The organism is Alteromonas genovensis, assembly GCF_010500895.1.
Classification (GTDB): domain Bacteria; phylum Pseudomonadota; class Gammaproteobacteria; order Enterobacterales; family Alteromonadaceae; genus Alteromonas; species Alteromonas genovensis.
In genome coordinates this window covers 272,520-298,165 of record NZ_JAAAWO010000004.1, presented here as the reverse complement: position 1 = coordinate 298,165, position 25,646 = coordinate 272,520, and the positions used below count along the sequence as shown (strand labels likewise).

25 protein-coding genes are annotated in these 25,646 nt (G+C 45.8%); 16 read left to right on the top strand and 9 right to left on the bottom strand.

Annotation, left to right across the window (positions count from 1 at the left end; genetic code table 11):
- Positions 1-48: 48 nt before the first annotated feature.
- Positions 49-1,398 (top strand): MATE family efflux transporter, encoded by a 1,350-nt coding sequence (locus GTQ48_RS07855; RefSeq protein WP_163106080.1) that lies wholly within the window; start codon positions 49-51, stop codon positions 1,396-1,398.
- A 77-nt stretch (positions 1,399-1,475) separates the two neighbouring features.
- Here the strand turns inward: GTQ48_RS07855 and GTQ48_RS07850 are convergent, their stop codons facing one another.
- The 3 genes from GTQ48_RS07850 to nfuA form a co-directional block, all read right to left on the bottom strand.
- Positions 1,476-1,859 (bottom strand): VOC family protein, encoded by a 384-nt coding sequence (locus GTQ48_RS07850; RefSeq protein WP_163106079.1) that lies wholly within the window; start codon positions 1,857-1,859, stop codon positions 1,476-1,478.
- Between the two features lie 61 nt (positions 1,860-1,920).
- Entirely contained in the window at positions 1,921-2,616 is a 696-nt protein-coding gene (locus tag GTQ48_RS07845) for an aspartate/glutamate racemase family protein (protein ID WP_163106078.1), read from the bottom strand.
- Positions 2,617-3,061: 445 nt separating this feature from the next.
- Positions 3,062-3,640 carry a Fe-S biogenesis protein NfuA gene (gene nfuA, locus GTQ48_RS07840; protein WP_163106077.1) on the bottom strand — a complete coding sequence of 193 codons (579 nt, stop codon included), beginning with the start codon at positions 3,638-3,640 and terminating at the stop codon, positions 3,062-3,064.
- Between the two features lie 242 nt (positions 3,641-3,882).
- Between nfuA and GTQ48_RS07835 the strand changes: the two genes are divergently transcribed.
- Positions 3,883-6,441: a M14 family zinc carboxypeptidase gene (locus tag GTQ48_RS07835; RefSeq protein WP_476726925.1), complete on the top strand. Its 2,559-nt coding sequence runs from the start codon at positions 3,883-3,885 to the stop codon at positions 6,439-6,441.
- Positions 6,442-6,507: 66 nt separating this feature from the next.
- Here GTQ48_RS07835 and GTQ48_RS07830 read toward each other — a convergent pair whose 3' ends face one another.
- Complete coding sequence (locus GTQ48_RS07830; RefSeq protein ID WP_239060042.1) at positions 6,508-7,017, bottom strand: ComF family protein; 510 nt, start codon at positions 7,015-7,017, stop codon at positions 6,508-6,510.
- A 340-nt stretch (positions 7,018-7,357) separates the two neighbouring features.
- Here GTQ48_RS07830 and bioH point away from each other — a divergent pair, with 340 nt between their 5' ends.
- The 3 genes from bioH to GTQ48_RS07815 all read left to right on the top strand — a co-directional run bounded on the left by bioH (position 7,358) and on the right by GTQ48_RS07815 (position 9,743).
- Positions 7,358-8,182: a pimeloyl-ACP methyl ester esterase BioH gene (bioH, locus tag GTQ48_RS07825; RefSeq protein WP_163106074.1), complete on the top strand. Its 825-nt coding sequence runs from the start codon at positions 7,358-7,360 to the stop codon at positions 8,180-8,182.
- Positions 8,183-8,335: 153 nt separating this feature from the next.
- The gene (locus tag GTQ48_RS07820; protein WP_163106073.1) at positions 8,336-8,641 is read left to right on the top strand and encodes a hypothetical protein; all 306 of its coding nucleotides are present in this window, start codon (positions 8,336-8,338) and stop codon (positions 8,639-8,641) included.
- A 10-nt stretch (positions 8,642-8,651) separates the two neighbouring features.
- The gene (locus tag GTQ48_RS07815) at positions 8,652-9,743 is read left to right on the top strand and encodes a putative metalloprotease CJM1_0395 family protein (protein WP_163106071.1); all 1,092 of its coding nucleotides are present in this window, start codon (positions 8,652-8,654) and stop codon (positions 9,741-9,743) included.
- A gap of 82 nt (positions 9,744-9,825) precedes the next feature.
- Here GTQ48_RS07815 and GTQ48_RS07810 read toward each other — a convergent pair whose 3' ends face one another.
- A complete protein-coding gene (locus GTQ48_RS07810; RefSeq protein ID WP_163106069.1) occupies positions 9,826-12,192 on the bottom strand; it encodes a Tex family protein in 2,367 nt (788 codons plus the stop codon).
- Positions 12,193-12,194: 2 nt separating this feature from the next.
- On the opposite strand from GTQ48_RS07810, the gene GTQ48_RS07805 reads away from it, so the two are divergent.
- Positions 12,195-12,338: a hypothetical protein gene (locus GTQ48_RS07805; protein WP_163106067.1), complete on the top strand. Its 144-nt coding sequence runs from the start codon at positions 12,195-12,197 to the stop codon at positions 12,336-12,338.
- 25 nt (positions 12,339-12,363) lie between these two features.
- Here the strand turns inward: GTQ48_RS07805 and greB are convergent, their stop codons facing one another.
- Positions 12,364-12,849 (bottom strand): transcription elongation factor GreB, encoded by a 486-nt coding sequence (gene greB / locus GTQ48_RS07800; RefSeq protein WP_032095307.1) that lies wholly within the window; start codon positions 12,847-12,849, stop codon positions 12,364-12,366.
- A gap of 329 nt (positions 12,850-13,178) precedes the next feature.
- On the opposite strand from greB, the gene GTQ48_RS07795 reads away from it, so the two are divergent.
- Positions 13,179-13,448 (top strand): hypothetical protein, encoded by a 270-nt coding sequence (locus tag GTQ48_RS07795; protein ID WP_163106065.1) that lies wholly within the window; start codon positions 13,179-13,181, stop codon positions 13,446-13,448.
- Between the two features lie 411 nt (positions 13,449-13,859).
- Here GTQ48_RS07795 and fkpA read toward each other — a convergent pair whose 3' ends face one another.
- The gene (gene fkpA / locus GTQ48_RS07790; RefSeq protein ID WP_163106063.1) at positions 13,860-14,645 is read right to left on the bottom strand and encodes an FKBP-type peptidyl-prolyl cis-trans isomerase; all 786 of its coding nucleotides are present in this window, start codon (positions 14,643-14,645) and stop codon (positions 13,860-13,862) included.
- 152 nt (positions 14,646-14,797) lie between these two features.
- On the opposite strand from fkpA, the gene GTQ48_RS07785 reads away from it, so the two are divergent.
- The 3 genes from GTQ48_RS07785 to GTQ48_RS17525 all read left to right on the top strand — a co-directional run bounded on the left by GTQ48_RS07785 (position 14,798) and on the right by GTQ48_RS17525 (position 16,343).
- Entirely contained in the window at positions 14,798-15,775 is a 978-nt protein-coding gene (locus GTQ48_RS07785) for a WD40 repeat domain-containing protein (protein ID WP_163106062.1), read from the top strand.
- Between the two features lie 75 nt (positions 15,776-15,850).
- Positions 15,851-16,117: a SlyX family protein gene (locus GTQ48_RS07780; protein WP_420837597.1), complete on the top strand. Its 267-nt coding sequence runs from the start codon at positions 15,851-15,853 to the stop codon at positions 16,115-16,117.
- 52 nt (positions 16,118-16,169) lie between these two features.
- Positions 16,170-16,343 (top strand): hypothetical protein, encoded by a 174-nt coding sequence (locus GTQ48_RS17525; RefSeq protein WP_200883155.1) that lies wholly within the window; start codon positions 16,170-16,172, stop codon positions 16,341-16,343.
- Positions 16,344-16,434: 91 nt separating this feature from the next.
- Here GTQ48_RS17525 and GTQ48_RS07775 read toward each other — a convergent pair whose 3' ends face one another.
- A complete protein-coding gene (locus tag GTQ48_RS07775) occupies positions 16,435-16,641 on the bottom strand; it encodes a YheV family putative zinc ribbon protein (RefSeq protein ID WP_032095312.1) in 207 nt (68 codons plus the stop codon).
- A 117-nt stretch (positions 16,642-16,758) separates the two neighbouring features.
- Here GTQ48_RS07775 and GTQ48_RS07770 point away from each other — a divergent pair, with 117 nt between their 5' ends.
- The 4 genes from GTQ48_RS07770 to GTQ48_RS07755 all read left to right on the top strand — a co-directional run bounded on the left by GTQ48_RS07770 (position 16,759) and on the right by GTQ48_RS07755 (position 20,674).
- A complete protein-coding gene (locus tag GTQ48_RS07770; protein WP_163106060.1) occupies positions 16,759-18,705 on the top strand; it encodes an ATP-binding cassette domain-containing protein in 1,947 nt (648 codons plus the stop codon).
- The gene (locus tag GTQ48_RS07765) at positions 18,686-19,252 is read left to right on the top strand and encodes a TIGR02444 family protein (protein WP_203565131.1); all 567 of its coding nucleotides are present in this window, start codon (positions 18,686-18,688) and stop codon (positions 19,250-19,252) included. Before GTQ48_RS07770 ends, GTQ48_RS07765 begins: the two co-directional genes overlap by 20 nt.
- A 99-nt stretch (positions 19,253-19,351) precedes the next feature.
- Complete coding sequence (locus GTQ48_RS07760; protein ID WP_163106058.1) at positions 19,352-20,392, top strand: hydrolase; 1,041 nt, start codon at positions 19,352-19,354, stop codon at positions 20,390-20,392.
- A 45-nt stretch (positions 20,393-20,437) separates the two neighbouring features.
- Positions 20,438-20,674, top strand: coding sequence for a YheU family protein (locus GTQ48_RS07755; protein WP_163106056.1), 237 nt, complete (start codon positions 20,438-20,440; stop codon positions 20,672-20,674).
- A 61-nt stretch (positions 20,675-20,735) separates the two neighbouring features.
- On the opposite strand, the gene GTQ48_RS07750 is transcribed toward GTQ48_RS07755, so the two are convergent.
- Positions 20,736-21,305 (bottom strand): porin family protein, encoded by a 570-nt coding sequence (locus GTQ48_RS07750; protein ID WP_163106054.1) that lies wholly within the window; start codon positions 21,303-21,305, stop codon positions 20,736-20,738.
- Between the two features lie 710 nt (positions 21,306-22,015).
- Here GTQ48_RS07750 and GTQ48_RS07745 point away from each other — a divergent pair.
- Both GTQ48_RS07745 and mdoH read left to right on the top strand, forming a co-directional pair.
- Positions 22,016-23,662, top strand: coding sequence for an OpgD/OpgG family glucan biosynthesis protein (locus tag GTQ48_RS07745; protein ID WP_163106052.1), 1,647 nt, complete (start codon positions 22,016-22,018; stop codon positions 23,660-23,662).
- On the top strand, positions 23,643-25,640 hold the full coding sequence (mdoH, locus tag GTQ48_RS07740) for a glucans biosynthesis glucosyltransferase MdoH (protein ID WP_163106050.1): 1,998 nt from the start codon (positions 23,643-23,645) through the stop codon (positions 25,638-25,640). Before GTQ48_RS07745 ends, mdoH begins: the two co-directional genes overlap by 20 nt.
- The last annotated feature ends 6 nt before the right edge of the window (positions 25,641-25,646 follow it).

Here is a 25,646-nt window from a genome sequence, read left to right as displayed (position 1 = left end):
ACACTTCTCCTTATTGAACCTAATTTCAGTCTATGTTTGAGAGCCTTGATGTCAATTGCCACCAAACAGCCAAAGCCGTTATGGTTTGATCATACACGTTTGCTTGCGCTTGCGCTGCCCATGATCTTGGCCAATATTACCACACCGCTTCTTGGTTTAGTCGATACCGCGGTACTCGGTCATATGCAGATACCTGCCATGCTAGCAGGGGCATCTATCGGTGCGCTTATTCTTACTCAAATTTACTGGGTTTGTGGCTTTTTACGTATGTCTTCCACAGGCTTAAGTGCACAAGCGAAAGGAAGCGAAGCCCCTAAAGTGGAGTCTGCCAAAGTACTTTGGCAGACCATTGCCTTTTCTTGCATCCTCGGTCTTATTATTTTGCTACTACAGCAGCCCATACTGCATGCTGGCCTAGCGTTAACTCAGCCAAATGACAGTGTGGCGAGCTACCTGAATGCGTATTTTAGTACTCGGGTTTGGGGCGCTCCAGCAGCCATGCTTAATTTAGTGTTAATAGGCTGGCTGGTGGGGCAGCAAAAAACCAAGCAGGTAATGATTATTCAAATAATAGGTAATTTGCTTAATGCTGGATTGGATATCGCTTTTGTCTACGGGCTTGGCTTTTCCGTGGCCGGTGTTGCCCTTGCAAGTGTCATTGCTGAGTACAGCATGACGGCGATGGCACTTTATCTTGCCCTCAATCAAGTGAAGGGCGTGCATGTCGCGCGAGTTTGGTTTAACCGCGCAGCGCGCAGAGTGTTAATGAAGCTCAATGGGGATATGTTAATTCGCAATTTGGCATTACAAGGTTGTTTAGCATTCTTAACTATTCAAGGGGCGCGATACGGCGAAACATCAGCCGCCGTTAACGCTATTTTAATGCAGTTCTTCGTACTGATTGCGTTAGGGCTAGATGGCATCGCCTATGGTGTTGAAGCACTTATCGGCGAGGCAAAAGGGGCGAAAGACGCCGATGAAATTAAGCGAAGAACCTATCAAGGGCTATTTTGGTCTTCATTGTTTGCTATTGCCTATAGCGTGGTTTTCTATGCTTTCGGCGACGGGATTATCCGTTTGCTTACGGAACATGGCGACATCGTCGACGCTGCGCTACCCTACCTTCCTCTAATGGTGCTACTGCCCATATTGGCGCACTGGTGCTTTTTATTTGACGGCGTATTTGTTGGGCTAACAAGAGCATCGTCCATGCGCAATACTATGGTTATCAGTGCACTTGGCGTGTATTTTCCAATATGGTTTTTTACTCAGCAAGCGGGCAATACAAGTTTGTGGTACGCACTTATTGCTTTTCTGTTTGCAAGGGGCATAACGTTAGGTGCAAGCTTTTATCGATTAGCAGCTAACGACACACTGTGTAAAAGTAGCATTGAATAGTATTTGCGCCGTAAGGATAAGCGCAGTAAGGACAGGCGCAGTAAGAGCATGCTCACTGCGCATAAGTCATTACAGCGCTACTTTTTAATGATATGGGTGGCGCAAAGTTTATTACCCGTTGGGTCACGTAAATAAGCAAGGTACAGCTGACGGTCGTCGTCTCCGCGAATGCCTGGTGGGTCTTCACACACTACGCCACCGTTTTTGCTACCTACCTTAAACCATTCATCAACCAATTCTGGCGAGCTCGCCGCTAAGCCTATTGTAGAGCCGTTGCCATGAGTCGCTTCTTCGCCATTAATGGGCTTTGTCAGTGCTAATATCCCTTTTGGCGTGAAATAGAATAAGCGACCGTGCTCATCATAAACGCCGGCGTCATAACCAAAAACGGCTAACGTGGCATCATAAAACTTTTTAGATGCGTCTAGGTCGTTTGCACCTATCATTAAATGGCTAAACATGGTGTATCCTTTTTTATTATCAAAAATTAAGCGATGAGAAGCGAAGCTATCTGAAAGCTGTCTATACATCAACGGCAAAATCGACGGCTGCGGCAGCGTGTATTGCCGTTGTATCGTAAAGGCGAATTGCGGTGTGACTTTGTTGCACTAGCAACGCAATTTCTGTGCAACCAAGAATTACGCCCTCTGCGCCTTTAGATGCAAGTCCATCGATAATATCAATATACGCTTTACGAGATTCAGCGCAAATCACGCCCTTGCATAATTGTTCATAAATGACGTTGTGAATAATTTCCCGCTCATGTTGCGGGGGAATAACCACATCAATATCAAAATTCGATATTAAGCGCTCGGTATAAAAGGTCTGTTCCATGGTAAATTTTGTGCCAAGCAAACCTACCTTTTTCACGCTATCGTTAACGAGCACTGCGCCCGTTGCGTCTGCAATATGTAATAGAGGAATTGGTAAATTGCTTGCCACCTCATCAGCGACTTTGTGCATTGTATTGGTACAAATGACAATGGCGTCTGCGCCGGCAGCAGTTAGCGCCTTTGCTTCAGCGTGCAGCAATGTCGCCATTTCAGGCCACGCCTGAGCGCGTTGCAAACGCTCTATCTCAGCAAAGTCTACACTGCTAAGCAGAATTTTAGCACTGTGAAAGCCGCCTAGTTTTTCGTTTACAGCGCGGTTTATCATCTGATAATAGCTCACTGTCGATTCCCAGCTCATGCCGCCAATAAGGCCTAACTTTTTCATTGTTTACTATTTAAATGTGAACGGGTAGTGACTTGGTACATTGCAACGTACTGCGCAGTAATGCAAGTGCCAAGAATGCAAGTGCCAAGAATGCGAGCGCGAGCCCCTTTGATAAGGAAAATAAGAGAGAAGAGGGAAATGAGCGAAACGAAAGAGATGAAGGAGAGTTAAATGCCTAAGCCTGCAAAGCCCTAATCCTCAGGTGGCCGTTTAGCATTCTTTAGAGAAGTAAAGCGCTGCAAAAAAATGCCCTTATAACCCCACATAGAATAAGCAAAGCCACATAGCAATACCGCTAGAGAAACATAGTGAAAGGCAATATGGATATCACTGATGGAAAAAAGAAGCACAACGCCAGCAACGAAAATAGTGAGGCCTATTTTAAATCGCTGCCAGCTTGTGTGAATATCTGGTGTGGGTATCAAGTGTTACACCTGTGCCAGATTTAGTAGTAAGAGTGCTCGCCAGCTTCGTGCTCTGTAGCATCCCGTACGCCGTTCAATTCACCAGCGAATTGCTCAAGCATTTGCTTTTCAATGCCGTCTTTCAAGGTAACATCTACCATTGAGCAACCGTTGCAACCACCGCCAAATTGAAGAATAGCGAAGCCATCATCAGTAATTTCTGTCAGTACAACCTGTCCGCCGTGATTGGCTAACTGAGGATTAATTTCTGACTCAATCATGTAATTAATACGCTCAACAAGAGGCGCGTCATCGGCCACTTTTCTCGCCTTGGCGTTAGGTGCTTTCAACGTAAGCTGCGAGCCCATTTGATCGGTTACATAATCAATTTCAGCTTCTTCGAGATACGGCGCGCTCTCTTCGTCAACAACGGCATCAAAACCGTTAAACTCTAGCTTAGTGTCAGTGTCCTCTACGGCATCTGGCGGGCAATAAGACACGCCACATTCAGCCGACGAGGTGCCTGGGTTTACGACGAATACACGAATATTCGTGCCAGACTCTTGTTTACTCAGCAGTTTTGCGAAGTGAGACTGGGCTTCTTCTGATATAGTTATCATCGGCAAGTCCTATAGTATTCAAAAAGTGTTGAAAATTTGGTGCATTGTACCAAATTTACCTGACTAAAACAGTCAAGTATTAATTAAAAATTTAGAACATGTTGATATTTAAAACCTTACTTTCAACATGCCATTATGAAACAACAAGACGGGGAAGCGCTATGCTAGCGAATCTGTATAACACCGCCAAAAAAACACACCTTCGACGAATAACCGCGCTATTGATAGGCTCGCTTGTGTGCATGACTGCAAGCGCATCAACAATTACCATTGAGCCTGATAAAGGCGGAATGCCTGTACAGGCCTATTTACCTAAAACGGTAACTTACGACCCCGCTATTCCTACACCTGAGTCGGTTTTAGGGGCACGTCTTGGCGAGTGGCATGTACGTCATGATCAGTTGGTCAATTACATGTACATGCTGGCACAAAAATCTGACCGTATAACCATTGAGGAAACCGGACGTACCCACGAAAACCGCCCTCTTTTGCTTCTCACCATTACTGCGCCGTCAAATCGCGATAACCTTGATGCCATGCGAGATGCGCACATCAAAGTGCTAGATAAAGGAAATTCTCCTTCAAGCGATGCCCCCCTTGTTTTCTACATGGGCTACAGCATTCATGGAAACGAGCCATCAGGGGCGAATGCATCCCTTGCCCTCGCTTATTATCTTGCAGCGGGTCAAGGTGAAGAAATCGACGAGTTGTTAAATAACAATATTGTGCTGCTCGACCCGTCTTTCAACCCCGACGGACTGTCTCGTTTTGCTCAGTGGGCAAATATGCATAAGGGCAAACAGCTAGTTGCCGACAGCAATCATAGAGAGCACGACGAGGGCTGGCCTTCAGGCAGAACAAATCACTATTGGTTCGACTTAAACCGCGATTGGCTGCTTTTAGCGCATCCGGAGTCTCAAGCGCGAATTAAGCAATTTCACAAGTGGCGTCCCCACGTATTAACCGACTTTCATGAAATGGGAACCGACAGTACCTATTTCTTCCAACCCGGTGTACGCTCGCGCAAAAATCCGCTTACCCCTGACGAAAACGTGACGCTTACTGAAGCCATTGCAGATCATCATGCGGCGGCATTTGATGCCAAAGGCCAGCTTTATTTTACCGAAGAAGCATTCGATGATTTTTATGCGGGGAAAGGTTCTACGTACCCAGACTTACATGGCAGTATTGGGATCCTTTTTGAGCAAGCGAGCTCGCGCGGCCACTTGCAGTCTTCTATAAATGGCGATCTGGCCTTCAGCGATACTATCGAAAATCAAATTACTACGTCGCTAAGTACGTTTAGAGGCGCAATCGCCAATAAAGCGGCCATACTTGATTACCAAGCGGGCTTTGTAAATAGCACAAAGGCGTTGGCAAAAGATGATGAAACCTTCGGCTTTGTTGTCAGTGCATCAAACGATAGCGCGCGCTTTTTAGCATTTACTAACTTACTAGACCAGCACGGTATCACCTATGATGTGATGACCAAAAACGCCACTATTAACGATGTGAGTTATAAAGCCAATAACGCTATTTTCGTACCGACGGCGCAGTCTCAATACCGCTTGGTAAAATCGATTTTTTCAACACAAACATCCTTTGAGAACAATACGTTTTACGATGTGTCTACATGGAACTTAGCGCTTGCGTTTAATCTTGATTACTCCCCTGTAGAAAAAAGCGATATGCGCGGGACAAAGCGCACCTCAGCTGCACAATACGGCGGAATCTTAGCGGCATTAGCGCTTCCTGAAATAAACGGCGACGCCTATGCTTACGCATTCTCATGGCAGCCGTATTTTTCCCCTGCGTTACTACAATCGCTTTTAGAAGCAGGCGTTCAGGTGAGAAGCTCAGAGAAGAGTTTTGCAGCCGTGAAATTTGACAACAGCGTGGTAGAGTTCCCGGCGGGCAGTATTGTTGTACCTACAGGCCTTGAGCAGCCTGCCAATATCGCAGCTATTATCGAGAGAGTATCGCAGCAAATGCAGGTGCCGGTGCATAGCTTAAAAAGCGGTTTAACCCCCACCGGTAGTGACTTAGGAAGCCGCAGTATGGCGCCCATTAAAGAGCCCCGGGTTATTATTGTGGGCGGTGAAGGCACTCGTGAATACGATGTGGGTGAAATTTGGCATTATTTCGACACCAAAATTGGACTGTCAGCGAGTATTGTAGAGCAACAAAACTTGCTAAACGCATTGCGCGATAACAGCGTTACCTACACGCATATTATCTTCCCTAACGGTCGCTACGACTTTTCTGAAACACAAGGTCTAGAATTGAAGCGTTGGGTAGAGGCCGGTGGTGTTGCCATAGGTCAAAAGTCTGCGTTACGTTACTTTGCTGAGAACAACTGGTTAGATATTGACGTTGTAAACCGCGATGTTGTAGATAATGCATATGATGAAAGCAGCCTTGCATACGGTGATGGTTCCACGCTTTATGCTAAAAAGCTGATTGCAGGTGCAATTTACGAGGCCGATATTGATACCACTCATCCACTGTTTTACGGCTACAGTAACGACACGCTGCCGCTATTTAAAACCAGCAACATGATAGTGAAAAATGAGTATTCACCGTTTACCACTCCGGCGCGTTACACCAAAGGCCCGCTGATGGCAGGGTTCAGTGATACAGCCATGGTCGCGCTATTAGCCGAAACGCCAGCGGTTATTGCAGAGAAGCTAGGGCGCGGTGTTGTCATAGGGTTTACCGATAACACTCAGTTTAGAGGCTATTGGTATGGCACTAACAAGATGTTAGCGAATGCCATTTATCAGTCTCACTTCATCCGCTAATAGCGTTTAAGTGAGCGGTTAGAAGAACCATCTTAGACGTGGCGAGGTTAGCGTTTGTTAACGTCGCTACGCGGTCTGGTATAAGGTGCTTTTGGGTGGTGGGGTAAATGTCATCGCCCACACCTGTATTTTTACTTTAGGGAAGTGCTTTAGCAATAATTTGCTAAGCACGTCTACCGTTACGCCAGTTGTCACCACGTCATCTACTATCGCAACAATAAACTCATCATTTCTGCTCGGTACGAGCGCATCAATAGCATATTGCGTTAGCGCAAAGGCGTGTTCAGCGTTCTTTTTTCTTTGTGATTTAGAGAGTTGGTGCTGAGTGCTTGAACCTGTTCTTATAGCCCACTGATGCAGGCACGGAATACCTAAACCCTTACCTATAAAATCGGCCATAACGCCGGCTTGATTATAATGGCGCTTAGCCAGTCGCCAAGCACTTATAGGTACTGGAAGGAGCAAATCAGGCACTGAAAATGTGCAGTGTTGCTTTTTATCGACAAACCACTGGCTTAACATCTTGCCTGCGACGAGAGAATGCATAAACTTAAACTGGTGAATTAAGGATGACATAGGCCACGTGTAAAGGCCGAGAATGGACAATGAGTGGTAGTGTCTATGGGTTACGTGGCGCCCCACGGGGCCAAACTCTAAAAGGTTGTTTCCGTGTATTTCCTCGTTGAAAAAAAAGAGATCAGATTCACACCATTGACACACTGGCGTAGGACTTGCCTGATAACATAGTAGGCATGAAAGGTTCATCGAAGACTCCGCCAGTTTTTAAAACGTATTTTGTTCAATGTGCTTTTTACTAAACCGCTAATTAGTAAAGTGCTATTCACCGTAAAAGGTTGGCCTTTTTCTATAATGTCTTTTTTCGCTAACGACACGACTCACGAACAAGAGGTGTAAAATGGAAAGTTTGCAGACAAACGACGCGCTTGTCACCCGTACTCATGGTACTGATCTCAACGATTCGAAAGTGGACCTAGTACTTCTTCACGGCTGGGGAATGAACAGCGGTGCTTTTTCTTCCTTTATTCCCTATTTGCAAGATTACTTTCGTGTTACCACCATCGACTTACCTGGCTTTGGTGAAAATGCACATCATCTTCCTAAGCCTTACACCGTAGAGGCCTTGGCAAACATGATTAGCGCACAGCTGCCTAAGCATTGCGTACTAGCAGGCTGGTCTTTAGGTGGTTTGGTCGCGCAAAAAATAGCCATTGATGTACCACAAAAATTAGCCGGCCTTATTACAATCGCGTCGACGCCCCGCTTCAGTGCTGGGCCTTGTTGGCCAGGCATTGCAGAAGACTTACTCACCATGTTTGAAGCCCAATTGGAAAAGAATTACAGGAAAACGTTAGAGCGTTTTCTTGCTATTCAGGCGATGGGCAGTGCGACGGCTAAAAATGATATTAAGACAATAAGGGAGCATGTTACCGAGTATCCTGAGCCAGCAGAAGAAGCATTGAAGCGCGGCCTTGGCATTCTTGCAAAAGAGGACTTGCGGCAGATTGTTGGTCGTATATCGGTTCCAACACTGCGACTATATGGCCGGTTAGATAGCCTTGTTCCCACTGCGGGAATAGACCGGATTTGTGAGCTGCATCCTCAGGCCGATACTGTGGTTTTGCCTCATGCCTCCCATGCGCCGTTTATCTCACATCCACAGCAAACTGCTGACATAGTAACGAGCTTCGCGGCTAATTTACAGCAGCAGCGGGCGTCGTAGTCGTCATCGTGTTCGCGCTTAAGCCGCTTTAGGTAAAAGCGGCCGTACAAAAATTCACTACAGGTACAGGGACTTAGTGCGAAAGCTCCCGTGAGTACTTTATCTTTTCCTCTTATTGGTTAATAATTGCGCATGAGAGGTTAGGAGAATTATATGTCTGATGTAAGTGGCGTTACACTCAATTCTGCGTTTTTTGCAGGACAATCCGGTTTGCAGCGTGCCAGTGATGGTATGACTCAGGCTGCGTCCAATATCGCCCAACAGACTGCAGGTCGCCAGCAAGAGCTTGGCGGTACATCACAGAGCGGCTCTTTAGCGAATTCATCACAAAAAGCGCCCGCTAATATTACCTCCGACCTGATCTCGCTCAACGTCAACAGTCTCAATGCACAGGCATCGGCAAAAGTACTTGATGTGGCAAATGATACTCTTGGCACCATTATCGACACATTAGCGTAAGGACACACCAGTGAATTTTGTAGCGCCTATTCTTACCGCTATAGCGTATCCCACTGCGAATACGAACACTGAGTCTGCCCGTCGAGATAACGTTCAGCGCGAAACCATTCCTAAAACTGGCGATGCAGAGCAGGGCGCGTCGCAAAAAGGCCTGGGTTCAGAGGCTGATAAGGCACGTAGCCCAGGTTTACCTCAACCTCCTGTCACCTACGACCGTCCACAAATTCAGACAGACCTTCAAGCTGCGTTTCAAAATGTGTTTGGTCAAGAAAAAGACAACGCGCAAGATGAAAGTGCGGGCAAAGAAGGCGCTGAGCAAGAACAAAGAAACCAGCAACAATCCGCACAGCCTGTACTAACAGAAGAAGACAAGCAGGAAATTGAGGATCTCAAGGCTAGAGAACAAGAAGTGCGTACCCACGAGCAAGCGCACGCAGCTACTGGCGGTCAATATGCGGGGTCACCTCAGTATGAATATACAACCGGCCCAGACAAAAAGCGTTATGTTACCGGCGGAGAGGTATCAATAGATATCTCAGAAGAGCAATCTGCCGAACAAACGTTGCGTAAAATGCAGCAAGTAAGAGCAGCAGCATTAGCGCCGGCACAGCCTTCTTCTCAAGACTTGAAAGTCGCGGCGGAAGCTGCGCAAAAAGCTTTTGATGCCCGCAATGACATAGCAAAAGAAAACCGAGACACGCTGCAGTCTAGTGGCGACGTTAGCGCTGCAGAAAGCGCTAATTCTGTCACAGGTGCTAATTCTGTCACAGGTGTCAGTGCCAATGGCGCTGTGAGTGAAGCAGAGCCTAGCGGTCAAGGTCCTAGCACTCAGGGTGTTGGCGCGCTAAACCCTAGCGAAATTACTATTCCCGCTATAGATGTGGCTCCACCGAGTATTGACGAAATTACTGATAGCGCAGGGGTAGACACCCCTACCAGACGTTTAGATGAAGCTAATTTTGCGTCTCAAGCACAGGCGTCAGAAGTTAAGTCGTTAGAGTCACAAGAGAGCAGCGCCATGCAGGCGCGCATAGGTCGCATTCAAAATCTCTATACTCAAGCTTACACACCATCCCGTGAAGGTCTTTCACTGCAAGCTTGATAGTTAGCATAAAAAAAGGGGCTTAGCGTTTTCGCTTAGCCCCTTTTTACGTTACCCTTTTTACGTTACAGAGTGCGCTTACTTACTTTTTCGCTTTCGCAAGTGCATCAGCAAAGGCGTTGCCCATTGCACTATTTTGCTGAGGCTTCGCATTGCGATGTTGTCCGCCTCGCTGATTGCCCTTATGCGCATTTTGATTTGAACGTGGCCCTCTATCCTGCTTTGAGCGGCTTTCTCTGGCGTTATTAGCATCGCCGCCGTTGGCATTGTCGCGCGACGGGGTAGGTGTATCTTCAAGACGCATGGTAAAGGAAATGCGTTTGCGCGCTACGTCCACTTCCATCACCTTCACTTTTACAATGTCACCTGCTTTAACCACTTCGCGAGGGTCTGAGATGAACTTGTTAGTCAGCGCCGAAATATGCACTAGGCCATCTTGATGAACACCCACATCCACAAAAGCGCCAAAATTGGCTACATTACTCACCACGCCTTCAAGGATCATTCCCGGCTCTAAGTCGGTAATTTTTTCTACGCCTTCTTTAAATGAAGCCGTTTTAAATTCTGGACGAGGGTCGCGGCCTGGTTTTTCAAGCTCTTTAAATATGTCTTTAACGGTAGGAATACCAAAATCGTCATTGGTGAACGTCTCGGGCGATAAGCTTTTCAGCAATTCAGTATTGCCAATAATATCGTTTACCGCCACTGCTGCCGTATCTACAATCTTGTCTACCACAGGATAAGCTTCAGGGTGCACTGAAGAAGCATCTAGCGGGTTGCTTCCGTTGACAATACGCAAAAAACCAGCGGCTTGTTCATAGGCTTTAGGTCCTAAGCGTTCAACGTCTAACAAGGCTTTACGGTTTGAAAATGCGCCCTTGCTGTCCCTAAGCTTCACAATATTGTGAGCCAGTGTCTTATTTAATCCAGACACATAGCTAAGCAAGGCGGGTGATGCTGTATTTAAATCAACACCAACTGCATTCACACAATCTTCTATAACGCGGTCTAATGACTTTCCAAGCTGACTTTGACTGACATCATGCTGATATTGGCCTACACCAATCGCTTTAGGCTCAATTTTTACCAGCTCGGCTAACGGGTCTTGTAACCGACGTGCAATAGAGACAGCACCGCGTATAGAAACATCGAGGGTAGGGAGTTCTTTTGAAGCCAGTTCTGATGCTGAGTACACAGATGCACCGGCTTCGCTAACCATGATTTTTTGTGCGCTAAGGTCTGGGTTGCTTTTCAACACCTCTCCAACCAGCTTGTCAGTCTCTCGCGAACCCGTTCCGTTGCCGATACTGATCAAGTCCACTTTGTACTGTTTGCACAAGGTGGTTAGTGTGCGGCTTGATTTATCCCACTGATTTTGCGGCGCATGAGGGAATATCGTATTCGACGCTAATACTTTTCCGGTGCTATCTACAATAGCTACCTTTACCCCAGTGCGTAAGCCTGGATCTAGCCCCATTGTGGTTTTAGCACCCGCTGGTGCGGCCATTAACAGGTCGTTGAGGTTTTTGGCAAATACATCAATCGCCTCTTTTTCAGCGCGCTCTCTAAGGGCACTGAAAAGTTCGGTTTCCATATGAAGACCAATTTTTATCTTCCACGTCCACTGCACCACTTGCGCAAGAAAATCGTCGGCGGAACGTCCGCGATGGGTAATGGCATAGTGTGAAGCAATAATATGCTCGCAATGAGACGGCCCTTTTTCATCTTGCTGAGGGTCTGCATCTATCTGAATGTGCAGTAAGCCTTCGTTACGGCCCCTGAACATAGCAAGCGCACGGTGTGAGGGCACCCCTTTGTATTTTTCGCTATGAGAAAAATAATCTTTATATTTTGCGGCATCTTTTTCTTTACCCGGCGCAAGAGTGCTTTTAAGGTGCGCGTTTTCGGTTAGGTAAAGACGGATTTTGCCAAGTAGCGCGGCGTCTTCAGCAAAGCGCTCCATCAGGATAAAGCGAGCGCCTTCTAAAGCCGCTTTGGTGTCGGCAACGCCTTTCTCAGCATCCACATACTGGTTTGCTGCTTCTTCGATGTTAGTGTCGGGCTTGTTAAATAACAAATCAGCTAATGGCGTTAAGCCTGCTTCAATCGCAATCTGTCCTTTGGTGCGACGGCGAGGTTTAAACGGCAGGTATAAGTCTTCAAGGGTGGTTTTGCTATCGGCATTGCCAATATTGGCTTTTAACTCGTCGGTAAGTTTACCTTGCTCATCTATCGAGCGAAGGATCACGTCGCGGCGCTCTTCAAGTTCGCGCAAATAGGTGAGTCGCTGTTCTAAATTTCTCAATTGCGTATCGTCGAGCCCTTCTGTGGCCTCTTTTCTGTAACGAGCAATAAAAGGAACAGTCGCCCCTCCATCGAGAAGTTTTACTGCTGCGTTGACTTGCGACGCTTGTACTGAAAGTTCTTCAGCAATTTTATTGATAATCATATATGGCCCAAAATACTATTGATGCGCTTTTGACAAAAGCGAGAAACCTGCACGAACCTGATGTTTCTGGTGCAGTGTTTGTACTGGAAATAATAACGGCGAGTATAGCATCGCCATTTGGCAAAAGTCGTCAGATCATCCGCTAGTTAACGGTGTGTGCTTGACGTTACACTATATTTTATCTGTGGGATCGTACCAAATTCTGTTTATCCACCATTCCTTTATATCGGTTTCGGTTTTTACGACGAACTCATCGTCCTCTTCTTTTCCTACAAGTGCTCTTGCCATAGGGGAATCAATAGAAATGTAGTCTTTACGACCGAAAATTTCGTCGTAACCAGCGAGTCTTAGCTCTAGTACCTCGCCTGCTTCGTTCTCTATCTCTACCCAGGCCCCAAAGAACACTTTACCTTCTTGCTGTGGGTCATAATCCACCACTTTTAGGTTTTCTAAGCATTTTCGTAAGTAACGAACGCGGCGATCTATTTCGCGCAGCTTCTTTTTGTTGTACTGATAATCAGCATTTTCACTGCGATCGCCAAGGCTTGCCGCCCACGTGACTTTGCGGGTTATTTCAGGCCTTTCCTCACGCCATAAAACCTCAAGCTCGTTCCTGAGTTTTGTGTAGCCTTTTCGAGTGATAAGTGGAGTCTTCACAATATCCTATAAATGAATGAACTGGTGTTTATCTACTGTATGTGGGTAATAACAAAAAACGCAATCCCTTATTCTTACGAAAGAGCCGTAACGAATAAGCCGTAGCAAAAGAGTCATACCAAAAGAGTCATACCGAAAGAAGCATTGCAAAGGTTGGCAGTAAAAATACAGCAATGGATACTCGGGCACGCCCCTAGGTCAACACGCCATAAACAGCGCTTAGAAAAAGAATCAACGGGACGAGGTGGATTAATTTACGGTGAATTAATGAACATAAACTTTTACCCGCTTGTCGCAGTATAAATAGTGAACAATTTAAGGATGGTGTTATGCAAAACAAATTATCCGTATTTTATCGTCAAAAGACCCACAATGACTCGCTCAATGTGAGCGGTACCATTCTGGGCTTTATGGTGCTGCTAACCGGCGGGTTATTACTATTTTACGCTTTTTTAGATGTGGTTGTTCGTTTACAGAGTATTCAAACCGTTCTCTTTATATTTGCAGGTATAACAATGTATAAAATAGGCCAGTCTCTGCTTAAACACTTTGCTAGTTTTAAGCTGCACACCGAACGCCGCCGCAGCCCTGAGCGTTAAAAGAGCCCTGAGCGTTAAAAGAGCCCTGAGCGGTAAACAGCCCTGAGCGGTAAACAGCCCTGAGCGTTAAAACAGCCTTGAGCGGTAAAACAGCCTTAAGCGTTAAATCAAAACAGTCTAACCACGGCAGTTTAAGTCGAAAATGTTACAAGAAAAGTCGGTTTCAAAGGTGAAAAATCAACGCACTGTACTATAGTTAAAGGGTGATTCGAGGCACCTAGCACATTGAAATATCCACTTTACTAATTGGATACAGACGTGGTTGAACGCCACTCGCTCATAGGGAAAGGTAGGCATGGAATTAGCTGACTCACTAAAACAACAAAGCCGACGTGATTAACGTCGGCTTTCTCTTTTTTGCACTCGTGCTATTTTGTGAGGCGAAGAAAACGCCACCATAAATAGCAGATGTTACTCAGTTGGTGCTTCTGTTGCTGGTGCTTTTACTTCAAGTAGCTCAACATCAAAAATAAGTGTTGAGTTTGGTGTAATCGCTCCAGTAGCACGCTCACCGTAGGCAAGTTCTGACGGGATATGGAAGCGGTATTTAGCGCCTTCCTTCATTAATTGAACACCCTCAGTCCAGCCAGGAATAACGCGATTTAGTGGAAATTCAGCTGGCTCGCCTCTGTCATATGATGAGTCGAAAACAGTACCATCTAGCAAGGTGCCACGGTAATGTACTTTAACCATGTCAGTAGCAGCAGGGCTGTTGCCTTCACCTTCTTCAAGCACTTCGTATTGTAGGCCTGATTCGGTAGTGGTTACGCCATCGCGCTCTGCATTTTCTGCAAGGTACGCAACACCGGCTTCAATATTCTTTTCTGCCGCTTGTGCCGCCATTTCTTGTTGCTTAGTACGCAACATTTCTTCACCCTGTTGAGCAATTTGTTGGATCTGCTCTGGCGTAAACTTAAGCGTGTCGTTTAATCCGTCAGTAAAGCCTTGCTTAAGTGCGTCTTGGTCTAGTGCTAAACCAAGCTGTTCTTGCTGCTCAGCGCGATTAGTCACAAATAAGCCCATGCTTGCACCCATTGCGTATGCCTGCTTTTGCGTATCTGTCATTTCTTCTGCTGCAACAGAAGATGCGTTGGCATTGTCTGCGCTGGTAGTTGTAGCCTCATCTGAAGTATTAGGCTGGCAAGCGAATAGTCCAAGCGCAGCTAGTGTTGATAAGGCAACGAGCGACTTCTGCATAAAAACGTCTCCATTAATTTTTATCATCATGCTTCAATGTCTATACTGCTGCATCTAAGGCAGTGTGCACGATAGTTAAAGATGCGATATCCGTGCTATGTTAAACGTAGCGTTCACAAAGCGAAACCCATTTGATTATGTTTAGGTCCAAAATGTTCCTGAGATTATTATTACTCATCACAGCTATTTGCGGATCCGTAGGGTGTACGGTTCCTGATACTACGCCATTAAAGCAGTGGCGTCATGTTGAAGAAGGTGCATATGCGGCAGACATTTCCGCAGACGGGACCATTGCCGTTGTTTCTGGCGTTGATAACGGCATCAACGTGTGGCGTATTGGAGAAAGCGAACCTTTGTACCGGTGGGGTCACCAAAGCGAAGGGAATAACCTTGTAGTGTCGGTGCATATTAGCGCGGACAAGCGATACGTTGTTACCGCAGACAGAGTTGCGTTTGCTTTGTGGGATATGGAGACTGGCGAGCCAGTAGGGTTCTGGCGAATAGATGAGTCGAACATAAGAGATGTAGCCGTTACCAATAATGGTAGAGGCATACTCGTGGCTCGCTCAAGCGGCAAAGTCATGTTTTTCGAACCCAGTACCCAGCGGCGTCTTGAGTTTTTGGGGCATCAGGAAAAAGTGAACTCTATTGATATCTCGCCAAATGGCAAGTATGCGCTTACCGGTGGTAATGACTACCTTGCCTATTTGTGGAGCACAGAAACTGGACAAATTTTGCATACCTTTACCCATCCCACTCGGGTCACAAAGGTAGCGTTGGACGATGAAGGGCGATTCGCCTTTACCGCCGATAGCCAAAGCAAGTCGCAAATTTGGAATGTGCAAACCGGGCAACCCGTGAGCAGCCTAAATTACATTGCGCGGCAAAAGATATTTACCGATGTGGAGTTTTCAAAAGACGGTAAGTATTTACTTACCGGTTCGCCATCACGAAAAGCGTATCTGTGGGATATTGAAACCGGCGATCAAATTCAGTCTATTCAAGTAGCGGTGCGTGAAACAATATCGCCACCTACGTCAGTTGTGTATGGCGTTGGGTTCTTGCCAAATGGTAACATAGTCACAGAAAGCAGCAGTGGCTTAGCCGAAGTGTGGCAGCGAGAGCGATAGCCAGTAGTAGCAACACTATTTGCGGCAACGCGTAATAAAACGTGTAACAAGCAGCAAAAAACCATAGAGAGCGCGATGACTCACAAAAACAATGACGAAGAAAAGCGAATGGCAACGCTACAGGCGCAGATAGACAGCGCCCATGAAAGTATTGAAGAACTGCAAACCAAAGTAGCTTTTCAAGAGTACACCATTGATTCATTAAACGACGCACTGTCCTCTCAGCAAAAGCAGCTGGATGACTTGTTGTTTAAGGTTCGTCATGTTGTGGACAGAGTAAAGTCTATCGAGCCATCAAATATGGCGAAAGAGTCTGAGGAAACACCGCCTCCTCACTTTTAATTTATAAGTAGCAAGCAGTGATGCGCTTGTGCAGCAATAGAAGGTTTAAGAAATGAGCGATTTTGATATGGATGCATTTGACATAGATGCACTTGATAATATTGACTTTGATTCAGTGGAAAAGTCGATGGCTGAAAATCAGGCCAAGAAAGATGAAAAAGACAATCAAGCTATTGAGGGCATGCGAGATGGTGCCAACGATTGCGGTGATAGCTGCACCATCTAACATTTGTAAGTAAATATATTGCAGCTATCAAAAAGGCGTAAAGGCCTATTTACGCCTTGTACTGATTTCAAGTGACATCTACGTTCAGTTGCTAGTGAGGCTTGAATATGCCGATAACGTTTTCGCTTTCTCTTGTTACCGCGCTCACCTTTTCGTCGGTTTGTGCTTCATTGTAACCACACGCCACACACTCTAACTTCTCCACATTATTTTCATAATATAAAGAAATCGTATCTAACTCTTTGCACTCTGGGCACGTTGCGCCAGCGACAAAGCGGCGTCTCACTGATTTTGACATATCTATACCTTTTGATGCGATGCCCTTATTATACCGCCAAACACGGTGCGTTGATCAGCTTTTACCTTAAGTTTTTGCTATTATACGCGCCCGAAGTTGTCCCAGCGTAGGTAAGTCATGATAAAGCTCTCAAATGTATCGCTATTGCGCGGCAGAAAAATGCTGCTAGAAGACGCATCTGCCCAGGTATTTCCTGGCCATAAAGTGGCGTTGATAGGAAGCAACGGGTGTGGAAAATCGACTTTATTTGCTCTGTTGCGCAGCGAGCTAACGGTTGATGCTGGTGATTGCAGTGTACCTGGCGACTGGCGAATAGTCAGCGTGGCTCAGGAAACGCCGGCAACAGACAGGCGAGCCATTGATTATGTGGTGGACGGCGATAAACACTTGCGCACCCTTCAGGCGCAGCTTGCGTTAGCCGAACAGCAAGAAGACGGCGTACAGATTGGCCAAATTCACGGTCAGTTAGAACAGGCAGGTGCCTATGATGTTGAGTCTCGTGCGGCCACTATTCTCTCAGGTTTAGGCTTTACCAACTCACAGCTTACCGCCCCCGTTACCGACTTCTCTGGTGGGTGGCGTATGCGTTTAAACCTAGCGCAGGCCTTGCTATGTCCTTCAGATTTACTATTACTTGATGAGCCAACCAACCACCTAGATTTAGATGCGGTTATTTGGCTTGAAAAATGGCTTCAGCGATTCGCTGGAACATTGCTACTTATTTCTCACGATAAGGCATTTATCGATAATACGGTTGCTCAAATCATCAGTGTAGAGCAACAAAAACTAGTGACTTATACGGGGAACTATTCTGCCTTTGAAACGCAGCGCGCCGAACGTATTCGCTTGCAAAATCTTGAGTATGACAAGCAGCAGCAAAAAGTCGCTCATTTGAATTCATTTATTACTCGCTTTAAAGCCAAAGCGAGTAAAGCTAAGCAAGCACAAAGCCGTATCAAACAGCTCGAGAAGATGGAAACTCTGCTACCTGCGCACATGGCCAGCCCTTTTAGTTTTTCATTTGCCCCTCCATCAGCGTTGCCAAACCCGTTAGTGCAAATGGAAAAAGTGCAGCTAGGCTATGGCGAGCGTACTGTGCTAGAGCAGGTGAAACTCAATTTGGTTCCGGGTAGCCGTATTGGCCTACTCGGTCGAAATGGCCAAGGTAAGTCAACGCTGATAAAGCTGCTGGCTGGCGTGCATCCGCCCAAACAAGGCATATTTAACACAGCGAAAGGGCTTAAAATTGGGTATTTCGCCCAGCATCAGCTAGAAACCTTAGACCCCAATGCCACCCCTATACTTCACTTACAGCGACTAGACGCAAAAGCCACCGAGCAGCAACTACGAGATTATTTGGGCGGATTTGGCTTTAATGGGGACGAAGCACTCGCGCCTGTTGCCCCCATGTCTGGTGGTGAAAAAGCTCGCCTAGTGCTCGCGTTAATTGTGTATCAAAAGCCAAATTTACTGCTTTTAGATGAACCGACTAACCACCTTGATTTAGAAATGCGTCATGCTCTTAATATTGCCCTGCAAGGCTTTGAAGGTGCCATGGTGCTGGTATCGCACGATAGGTTTCTACTGAGTTCGGTGTGCGAAGATTTCTATCTTGTGGACAGTGGTCATGTGGCCTCTTTCACCGGCGACTTAGACGATTATCGAGATTGGATCTTAAAACAGCAGGCTGCTGAAAAGGCAAAAGCGAATCAAGATGCAAAAGACGAAGCGCAAGGGGAGCAAACCAGTAAGCCGGAGCGAAAACTCGATCGCAAAGAAGAAAAGCGCAAAGAAGCTGAGTTTAGAAAACAGATCGCTCCTTTAAAGCGCGCCGTAGAAAAGCATGAAAAGAATATGGAAGCCCATTCAGCCTCCCTCGCTAATGTAGAGGAGTCATTGGCAGATACCAGCCTTTACGGTGAGGACAAGAAATCTGAGCTTATGGCGTTACTCGATAAGCAGACTTCACTGAAACAGCGTATTGAAGAAGAGGAAATGGCATGGCTGGATGCCCAAGAGCAAATAGAACAACACCGGGAAGCTTATGACATCGCAAATGGTTAGTATTGATGGTGAGATGTTTTGGCAATATAGCCTTAGCCGCTATGCCACAGGTGATGTAGCACCGCTAGCGTTACTGCTTCAAGATGGGCATGGGGTAAACGTGAACGTACTTTTACTGGTGTGCTGGTGTCTAGAAAACAATATCATTGTTAATTTGCCCCAGTTAAAAGATGTTATTGAGGCGGCAGCGAAAAGTGAAAGTGAGTTAAAAACACACAGAAATAAACGTAAGTTAGCCAAACCGAAGCACCGGTCAACGGTGCAAAGTTCGACTAACGCTAATGATGAAAGTAGTGCAAGCTGTGAAAGAAACGCTGAGACTTATGAGCTGCTAAAAACGCAAGAGCTAGCGCTTGAGAGGCAGCAGCAAGAAGCCATTATCGAAGCTTTTAATCAGTTAGACGTACACCGCATGTCTGCGCAGCCTTCAGGTGATGGTACACGCATTTTAAATGCGTCTATTGCAGCGTTTATCAATGTTTATTCGCTTAGGGAAAACAGCGAGGCCCGAAGCCTTGTGAGTCAGCTTGTTAGCCAGCTTCCCTAAGCCGCTTCTGTTGTGAAGAAATGATTAAGACGAAAATTGAAATAAGAATCACTAAAAAAAGAAGCATTTAAATAAGAAGTTATAAAATAAGAAGACATAATGAGTAAGCCAGCGAGAGCACACGGAAAAATAATTAAAAGTAGCTTCACCGTTCCTGGGTGGGCTAAAAATCGTCACGTGCAGACAATATGGCCACGGTTTATTCAAAAACGGTTGCCGTTAGCCTATCAAATGGAGAGATTAACCCTTCCTGATGATGACTTTGTTGATGTGGCGTGGGGCCCGAAACCACAGGAAACAGCAGGCATTGTTGTTCTTTTTCACGGGTTAGAGGGCAGTATTAAGTCTCACTATGCCAACGATATGATGGCACAGCTGTCGGTAAACGGCTGGCAGGTGGTGATGATGCACTATCGCGGTTGCAGTGGTGTACCTAACTTAAACGCCCGAGCCTATCACAGCGGTGAAACCGGCGATCCTAGCTTTTTCTTAGAGTGGCTTAGCGATAAGTTTCCGCGTATTCCCAAAGTGGCTATTGGCTTTTCTTTAGGCGGTAATATGCTGCTTAAGTTGTTAGGCGAAAATCCAGCACAGAAGTGGCTTCAAGCCGCTGTTGCCATTTCATCGCCACTGAAACTGGCTGAGTGTGCAAAGTCGATTAACCACGGTTTTTCTCGGGTGTATCAAAAGTACTTACTAAACAGCATGAAAAGCACGCTGCGCCAGAAAATGGAATATATCGACTATCGAAAGCTTATTCAGCTTACCAAGGAAGACGTTGACGGTATGACGAGTTTTACGCAGTTTGACGAAAAAATAACGGCGCCACTTCATGGTTTTGAAGATGCGCAAGATTACTATGAGAAGTGCAGTGCGTATCACTTTTTGAGCGCTATTCACTGTCGCACGCTAGTACTGCATAGCATTGACGATCCTTTCATGAATCATCTCATTGTGCCGAAAGAAGAAGAATTAGCTAGAAACGTAACCGTTGAACTAAGCGAACGGGGTGGGCATGTAGGTTTTATGCAAGGCTCAGTATTTAATCCCCGAGTATGGCTACATGAAAGAGTGAAGCAGTTTGTCAGCGAAGTGCTGCCAACAGACAGTACATGCAGCTATTCAAGCCGCAGCTACTGAGGTTTTTGAGGGTGAGTGCTGTGAAATTTATAAATTGGAGCAAATATGATAATTCCCATCGAAGCACTAGAGGCCGATACGGTTTATAGCTTGGCCGAATCGTTTGTGCTGCGGGAAGGTACAGATTACGGCGAGCAAGAAACTGAATTTAAAACTAAAGTACAGCAGGTACTCGATGGCTTAAAGTCGGGAGACGCGGTACTGGTGTATTCAGAATTACACGAAAGTGTGGATATAAAGCGCAAAGAAGATTTGTTGCCCGAAGACAAAGCGGGTGAATAGAAGCGCTGAATAAAAAAGCCGGGTCGAGCAACCCGGCTAACCTTCCTGAGGAGAGGGAGGCTTAAAACGCGTAACGAGCCGTTACTTGCATAATATCTAGCTCATCAATTAACTCATAGCTGGCGCCAACGGCCCACTGAGGCGTAATGTAGTAATTCGCTCCTACCTTAATCGTAGCTTCACCACCGTCTACATCGTAATAGCCAACTTCACCGGCTAATTCTATTTGCTCTGTCACCATAGAGCGAAGCCCAGCGTTCACGCTGTAGCCATTATCATCGTCTATGTCGCCGTCTACTCGCTCAAGGTTCGCGCCGAAGTAAGCATCTGTAGTGGCATTCACTGGAAGTCGATAGCCAGCACCAACAGTTATCATATCAAAATCGAAATTGCCCTCTTCAAAAAAGCTGTATTCACCGTTTAAGTACCAATTGCTATTAAGAAGGTATTTGCCACTAGCAGTAAACCCATCAGGCTCAAATGATTCGTTGTTATCAAAGTCTAGCTTTGTATAGCCTCCTTCTACATAACGCCAATCTGGCTTATCAGCTAAAGCAGTAGCAGGGGTAAAAGCGGCGGTAAGTGCGACAAGCGCAGAAGTTGAAGCGAGAAGTGAAATTGCTTTGTTCATGTAATAACTCCTTAGTATGTTCAGTACCTATTTCATAAAACAAGCGTGATTATGAAGGTGTGCTTAAGCTCGGTTTATCCTTATGGCTGCATCAGCTACAAGGGGGAACCGCCGATATACGACGCTTAAACAGAATGCCTAATAGTGAACTGAATAAAAAATGACGATGACATGCAAAATATGCAAATTTTACTTTTTACCGTGTCATCCCCGTCCTACTAGTGAAATTGCAAGGCCTTTGCCAACTCGCTCCTTAAACCCAAGTTAATACGTTTTTTATATTTAACGTGATGAAAAACAAAGGAAATATAAAAGTGTTTAATGTGGCTAATCGATATTTAGATAGAAAGAATGACGATGTGGTGTGAATGGTAGGCGTAAATACTGTCTCTAAAAAACAACAGTTTTTAAGGTAAATAGTAGATGGCTAAGGTTTCTCCATTGGAAAAAATGAGCACATTTAGTGTGGTGGTATCTTTTTTATCACTCTAATAGGTTGAAAATATTGATAATTATTTTATTTAGTTGTCTTTTTGAACGCGTTGGTCCGTGTCTTGCTCCCTCCCTGTGAGAGTTATTGCATTTGAGAGTAGACGCAGAGTTTTAGTTTTCCCTTTACTGCGTTAATCCAAAGGAAAGGAATAGAGCACCTTTCTACTGCTTAGATAAATAAAGCAGCTGTGATAGCCCATTACCCAAAGGAGAGGAAAATGGCCGTGCCACGTTTATCAATTATCATGCGAAATATAGTTAAGCAACACGTATCTATAAGCTGTGCAATGCCCCGTGCATTGGTTTACGTTTCAAGCATTTTAGCGTTTGTTGTTTTACCAAATGCAATGGCGACACCTGTGAACGATAATAATCAGCCGCAGAAAGCGTCACCGGTTCTACAATCGGTTATTAACGCAGCCAAAGCTTCTGCAAGTGAAAGCTATGAACAAGACGATCATAACTTAGACAGTAAGCTCAAGGAAATTGACTACCAAACATACCGTTCTATTCGTTTTCAACCTGAGCAAAGTCTTTGGCATGATGAAAACGACTACGAGCTTCAATTTTTTCACCCAGGCTTTCTTTACGAATATCCCGTTACTATTCATACCATCGGGAGCAGCAATACCCCCGAGCGTTTAGCCTTTGACAGCGAGATGTTCAGCTACGATGGACAATCATCAGCACTTAAAGGGTTAACTGATGAGAACTCAGGGTTTGCAGGTTTCCGTGTTCATTACCCTATCAAAAGTGACGAGTATAAAGATGAATTTGCCGTTTTTCTGGGCGCTTCTTATTTTCGCTTAGTGGGTAAAAACCAAGTATACGGAATTTCTGCAAGAGGCCTCGCCATTGATACGGCATTAACCAAGGGTGAAGAGTTTCCTCACTTTACCGAGTTTTGGATAGTTGAGCCTAGCAAAAAAGCGTCAGAGCCAGGCCAGCCAATTACCATTTATGCCCGTTTGGAAAGTCCATCTGTTGCTGGCGCTTATAAATTTGTTATCGAGCCAGGTGAAGATACGACCGTCGAGGTTGAGAGCTGGTTGTTTGCTCGCGAAGACGTGGAAAAGCTTGGCGTTGCTCCGTTTACTAGTATGTTTTTGTACGGCGAAAATACACAACAGCGTCATGACGACTACCGTCCTGAAGTGCACGATAGCGATGGTGTATTAATGGTAACTCATGCCGATGAAGAAATTTTCAGACCGCTAACAAATCCGTCTCGCTTGCAAATTACCTCACTAAGCGACAGTAAGCCTAAAGGCTTCGGTATGTTACAGCGCGATGGGCAATGGGATAACTACCTAGACGCAGAAGCAAACTACCATATTCGCCCTGGTCTATGGGTTACACCGAGAGAAGGTTTTAATAAAGGCCGTTTAGAGGTTGTTGAAATTCCGACTACCTCTGAAATCCACGACAATATTGTTGCGTTTTGGACACCAGAAGAGCCGTTTAACGAAGGCGATTCGATGTATTTCTCTTATGAACTTAAAACGGTAGAGCAACACCCCTTTGAAAGCGCATTAGCAACGGTAGAGCGTACCAGACAAGGTAGAGCAGTATTACCTGGTGATGAGTTTAAAGATGAGTCTTTGGCAACTACACGTCAGTTTACCGTCGATTTCTTAGCGCCAGAGGCAAAAACGTTTGATGATAAAACCACGAAGCTGGTAGTGCAAAGCGCAAACGGCACGGTTTCTCAACAGCGTTTATACCCTGTAGCAGATGGCGCAGAGTGGCGGGCTACCTTCTTTATGCAGCCAACGGAAAATCAAACCACTGATATGCGTGCTTATATTGAGCAAGACGGCGAGCGAGTGAGTGAGGTATGGAATTATGTCTACCAACCTAAATAAATCGATGGAAGCTGAACAGAAGCCAGGGCTGTCGTCAGAAAATAGATCGCCAGAAATCGGATCATGTAACCAAATCATCAAAGGAGCACATATGCGTTTATTTATAATGGCAATGCTCGTTATTCCGAGCACGGCGCTGGCCGGTTGGAGTTTGTATGAGATATTTTTACCCAATGGATTAACAAACTTAGAAATTGCTCAGCTAGGACTGGGGTTAACCCTTTTCGCTTGGCTGTGCATGGCATTTTGGACAGGAATAATTGGATTCGTTTTACAGCTGTTCAATATCGACCCGCTGAGTTTGAAAAAGAAATTGGCGGCACCCGAAGCAAGCGTTGCTTTAACGCAGCGCCACGCCGTGGTTATGCCAGTTTATAACGAAGATACCAAGCGCATTATGGTTGGTTTCGAGACGTGTATCCGCGAGCTTATGGACGGCGACAGCAAAGAAAACTTTGACTTTTACATGCTAAGTGACACGCGAGATAGCGATAAAGCCGAAGCAGAGCTGCATGCATTTGCTCGTTTGCAAAAACGGCTAGGTAATTACGCTGGGCAGGTTTTCTATCGCCGCCGTGAGAATAACACCCATAGAAAAGTGGGTAATCTTAAAGAGTTCTGTGAGCGCTGGGGCGGTAACTACGAATCTATGATTGTGCTAGATGCCGATAGTGTAATGACTGGCGAACGCATGGAAGATTTAGCAAAGCGTATTGAGCAAGCACCTGATACCGCGTTAATTCAAACCATTCCTATGCCGGTGCGCCAAGATACGTTTTTTGGGCGTTTCGTGCAATTTGCAGCACACCTGTATAGCCCTATGCTGGCCACAGGTCTCTCTTTTTGGCAAACCGACAGCGCCAATTATTGGGGCCACAACGCTATTATCCGTATAGCGCCGTTTATGCAGCACTGTGGTCTTCCTACCCTGGAAGGACGTGCACCGTTTGGCGGTGAAGTATTGAGTCATGACTTCGTTGAAGCGGCTTTACTGTCACGTGCAGGATGGCAGGCGTATTTGCTAACCGACACAGCGGGAAGTTATGAAGAAGTACCTAGCAATATCGTCGATTACGCCATACGCGATCGTCGTTGGGTTCAAGGCAACATTCAACATCTTGGTCTGCTTAACGTGAAAGGCCTTAAAACGGCTAACCGTTTGCATTTCCTATTTGGCGCGTTTGCCTATATTTCATCGCTTATTCTGTTTTGCATGCTGGCACTAGGCACAGCCGATGCGTTAATTCGCGCAACAACAGTGCCTGACTTCTTTATGTCTGAATATCAGTTATTTCCAAGTTGGCAGGTGGCTAGACAAGATATGATGATGGTGACGATGTGGGGCACGGCAGCACTGTTGTTTTTACCTAAGTTACTCGGTATTACTCTTGCCCTAATTAAGCGCAGAAGTGAGTTTGGTGGCGCGTGGGCGTTGCTTAAAGGTGCATCCCTTGAACTTGTTATGGCTGTGCTTATTGCACCACTTATGATGTTTTACCATAGTTACTTTGTTATCAGTGTGTTCGTCGGGTTTTCAGTGAAATGGGAAGCTCAGGAGCGTGAAGGTCGCAAAGTACCCTGGTCTGTCGCCATTAAGCACACGCAAATTATGAGTTCACTAGCCATAGCATGGGGTGTAACAACGTTTTATTTCACGCCGTCACTGTTTATGTGGTTGCTTCCTGTGCTAACAGGCATGGTGCTAGCGGCCCCTGTTATTCGCCTTACAAGTAGTGACGTGCTGGGTAAAACAATGCGTAAGTGGGGTGTGTTTGTTATTGGTGAAGAGGTGAACGAGTGTAAAGCGCTTAAACGTCTGGATGTAGCAATGAAGCATTTTACTATTTCTCACTTCGCTACCCCTAAGCATAATGTTTCTGCACCTGCTTTACCTGAGAGCTTATGGCTAACCATGCCTGAGCAAGCGTTAAATCAACAACCGACACCTAGAAAGCCTGTGCTTATTGCACAAGGTTAGAGTTTT

What these genes read in the sequence shown, in the direction of transcription:
- bioH (WP_163106074.1), top strand. Translation starts at nt 7,358, where the DNA reads ATGGAAAGTTTGCAGACAAACGACGCGCTTGTCACCCGTACTCATGGT.
- nfuA (WP_163106077.1), bottom strand. Translation starts at nt 3,640, where the DNA reads ATGATAACTATATCAGAAGAAGCCCAGTCTCACTTCGCAAAACTGCTG.
- GTQ48_RS17525 (WP_200883155.1), top strand. Translation starts at nt 16,170, where the DNA reads ATGAGCGATTTTGATATGGATGCATTTGACATAGATGCACTTGATAAT.
- GTQ48_RS07765 (WP_203565131.1), top strand. Translation starts at nt 18,686, where the DNA reads ATGACATCGCAAATGGTTAGTATTGATGGTGAGATGTTTTGGCAATAT.
- GTQ48_RS07805 (WP_163106067.1), top strand. Translation starts at nt 12,195, where the DNA reads ATGGCCCAAAATACTATTGATGCGCTTTTGACAAAAGCGAGAAACCTG.
- GTQ48_RS07810 (WP_163106069.1), bottom strand. Translation starts at nt 12,192, where the DNA reads ATGATTATCAATAAAATTGCTGAAGAACTTTCAGTACAAGCGTCGCAA.
- GTQ48_RS07745 (WP_163106052.1), top strand. Translation starts at nt 22,016, where the DNA reads ATGGCCGTGCCACGTTTATCAATTATCATGCGAAATATAGTTAAGCAA.
- GTQ48_RS07750 (WP_163106054.1), bottom strand. Translation starts at nt 21,305, where the DNA reads ATGAACAAAGCAATTTCACTTCTCGCTTCAACTTCTGCGCTTGTCGCA.
- GTQ48_RS07855 (WP_163106080.1), top strand. Translation starts at nt 49, where the DNA reads ATGTCAATTGCCACCAAACAGCCAAAGCCGTTATGGTTTGATCATACA.
- GTQ48_RS07780 (WP_420837597.1), top strand. Translation starts at nt 15,851, where the DNA reads ATGACTCACAAAAACAATGACGAAGAAAAGCGAATGGCAACGCTACAG.
- GTQ48_RS07760 (WP_163106058.1), top strand. Translation starts at nt 19,352, where the DNA reads ATGAGTAAGCCAGCGAGAGCACACGGAAAAATAATTAAAAGTAGCTTC.
- GTQ48_RS07845 (WP_163106078.1), bottom strand. Translation starts at nt 2,616, where the DNA reads ATGAAAAAGTTAGGCCTTATTGGCGGCATGAGCTGGGAATCGACAGTG.
- mdoH (WP_163106050.1), top strand. Translation starts at nt 23,643, where the DNA reads ATGTCTACCAACCTAAATAAATCGATGGAAGCTGAACAGAAGCCAGGG.
- GTQ48_RS07770 (WP_163106060.1), top strand. Translation starts at nt 16,759, where the DNA reads ATGATAAAGCTCTCAAATGTATCGCTATTGCGCGGCAGAAAAATGCTG.
- GTQ48_RS07795 (WP_163106065.1), top strand. Translation starts at nt 13,179, where the DNA reads ATGCAAAACAAATTATCCGTATTTTATCGTCAAAAGACCCACAATGAC.
- GTQ48_RS07850 (WP_163106079.1), bottom strand. Translation starts at nt 1,859, where the DNA reads ATGTTTAGCCATTTAATGATAGGTGCAAACGACCTAGACGCATCTAAA.
- GTQ48_RS07785 (WP_163106062.1), top strand. Translation starts at nt 14,798, where the DNA reads ATGTTCCTGAGATTATTATTACTCATCACAGCTATTTGCGGATCCGTA.
- GTQ48_RS07830 (WP_239060042.1), bottom strand. Translation starts at nt 7,017, where the DNA reads ATGTCATCCTTAATTCACCAGTTTAAGTTTATGCATTCTCTCGTCGCA.
- GTQ48_RS07835 (WP_476726925.1), top strand. Translation starts at nt 3,883, where the DNA reads ATGACTGCAAGCGCATCAACAATTACCATTGAGCCTGATAAAGGCGGA.
- GTQ48_RS07775 (WP_032095312.1), bottom strand. Translation starts at nt 16,641, where the DNA reads ATGTCAAAATCAGTGAGACGCCGCTTTGTCGCTGGCGCAACGTGCCCA.
- GTQ48_RS07820 (WP_163106073.1), top strand. Translation starts at nt 8,336, where the DNA reads ATGTCTGATGTAAGTGGCGTTACACTCAATTCTGCGTTTTTTGCAGGA.
- GTQ48_RS07755 (WP_163106056.1), top strand. Translation starts at nt 20,438, where the DNA reads ATGATAATTCCCATCGAAGCACTAGAGGCCGATACGGTTTATAGCTTG.
- fkpA (WP_163106063.1), bottom strand. Translation starts at nt 14,645, where the DNA reads ATGCAGAAGTCGCTCGTTGCCTTATCAACACTAGCTGCGCTTGGACTA.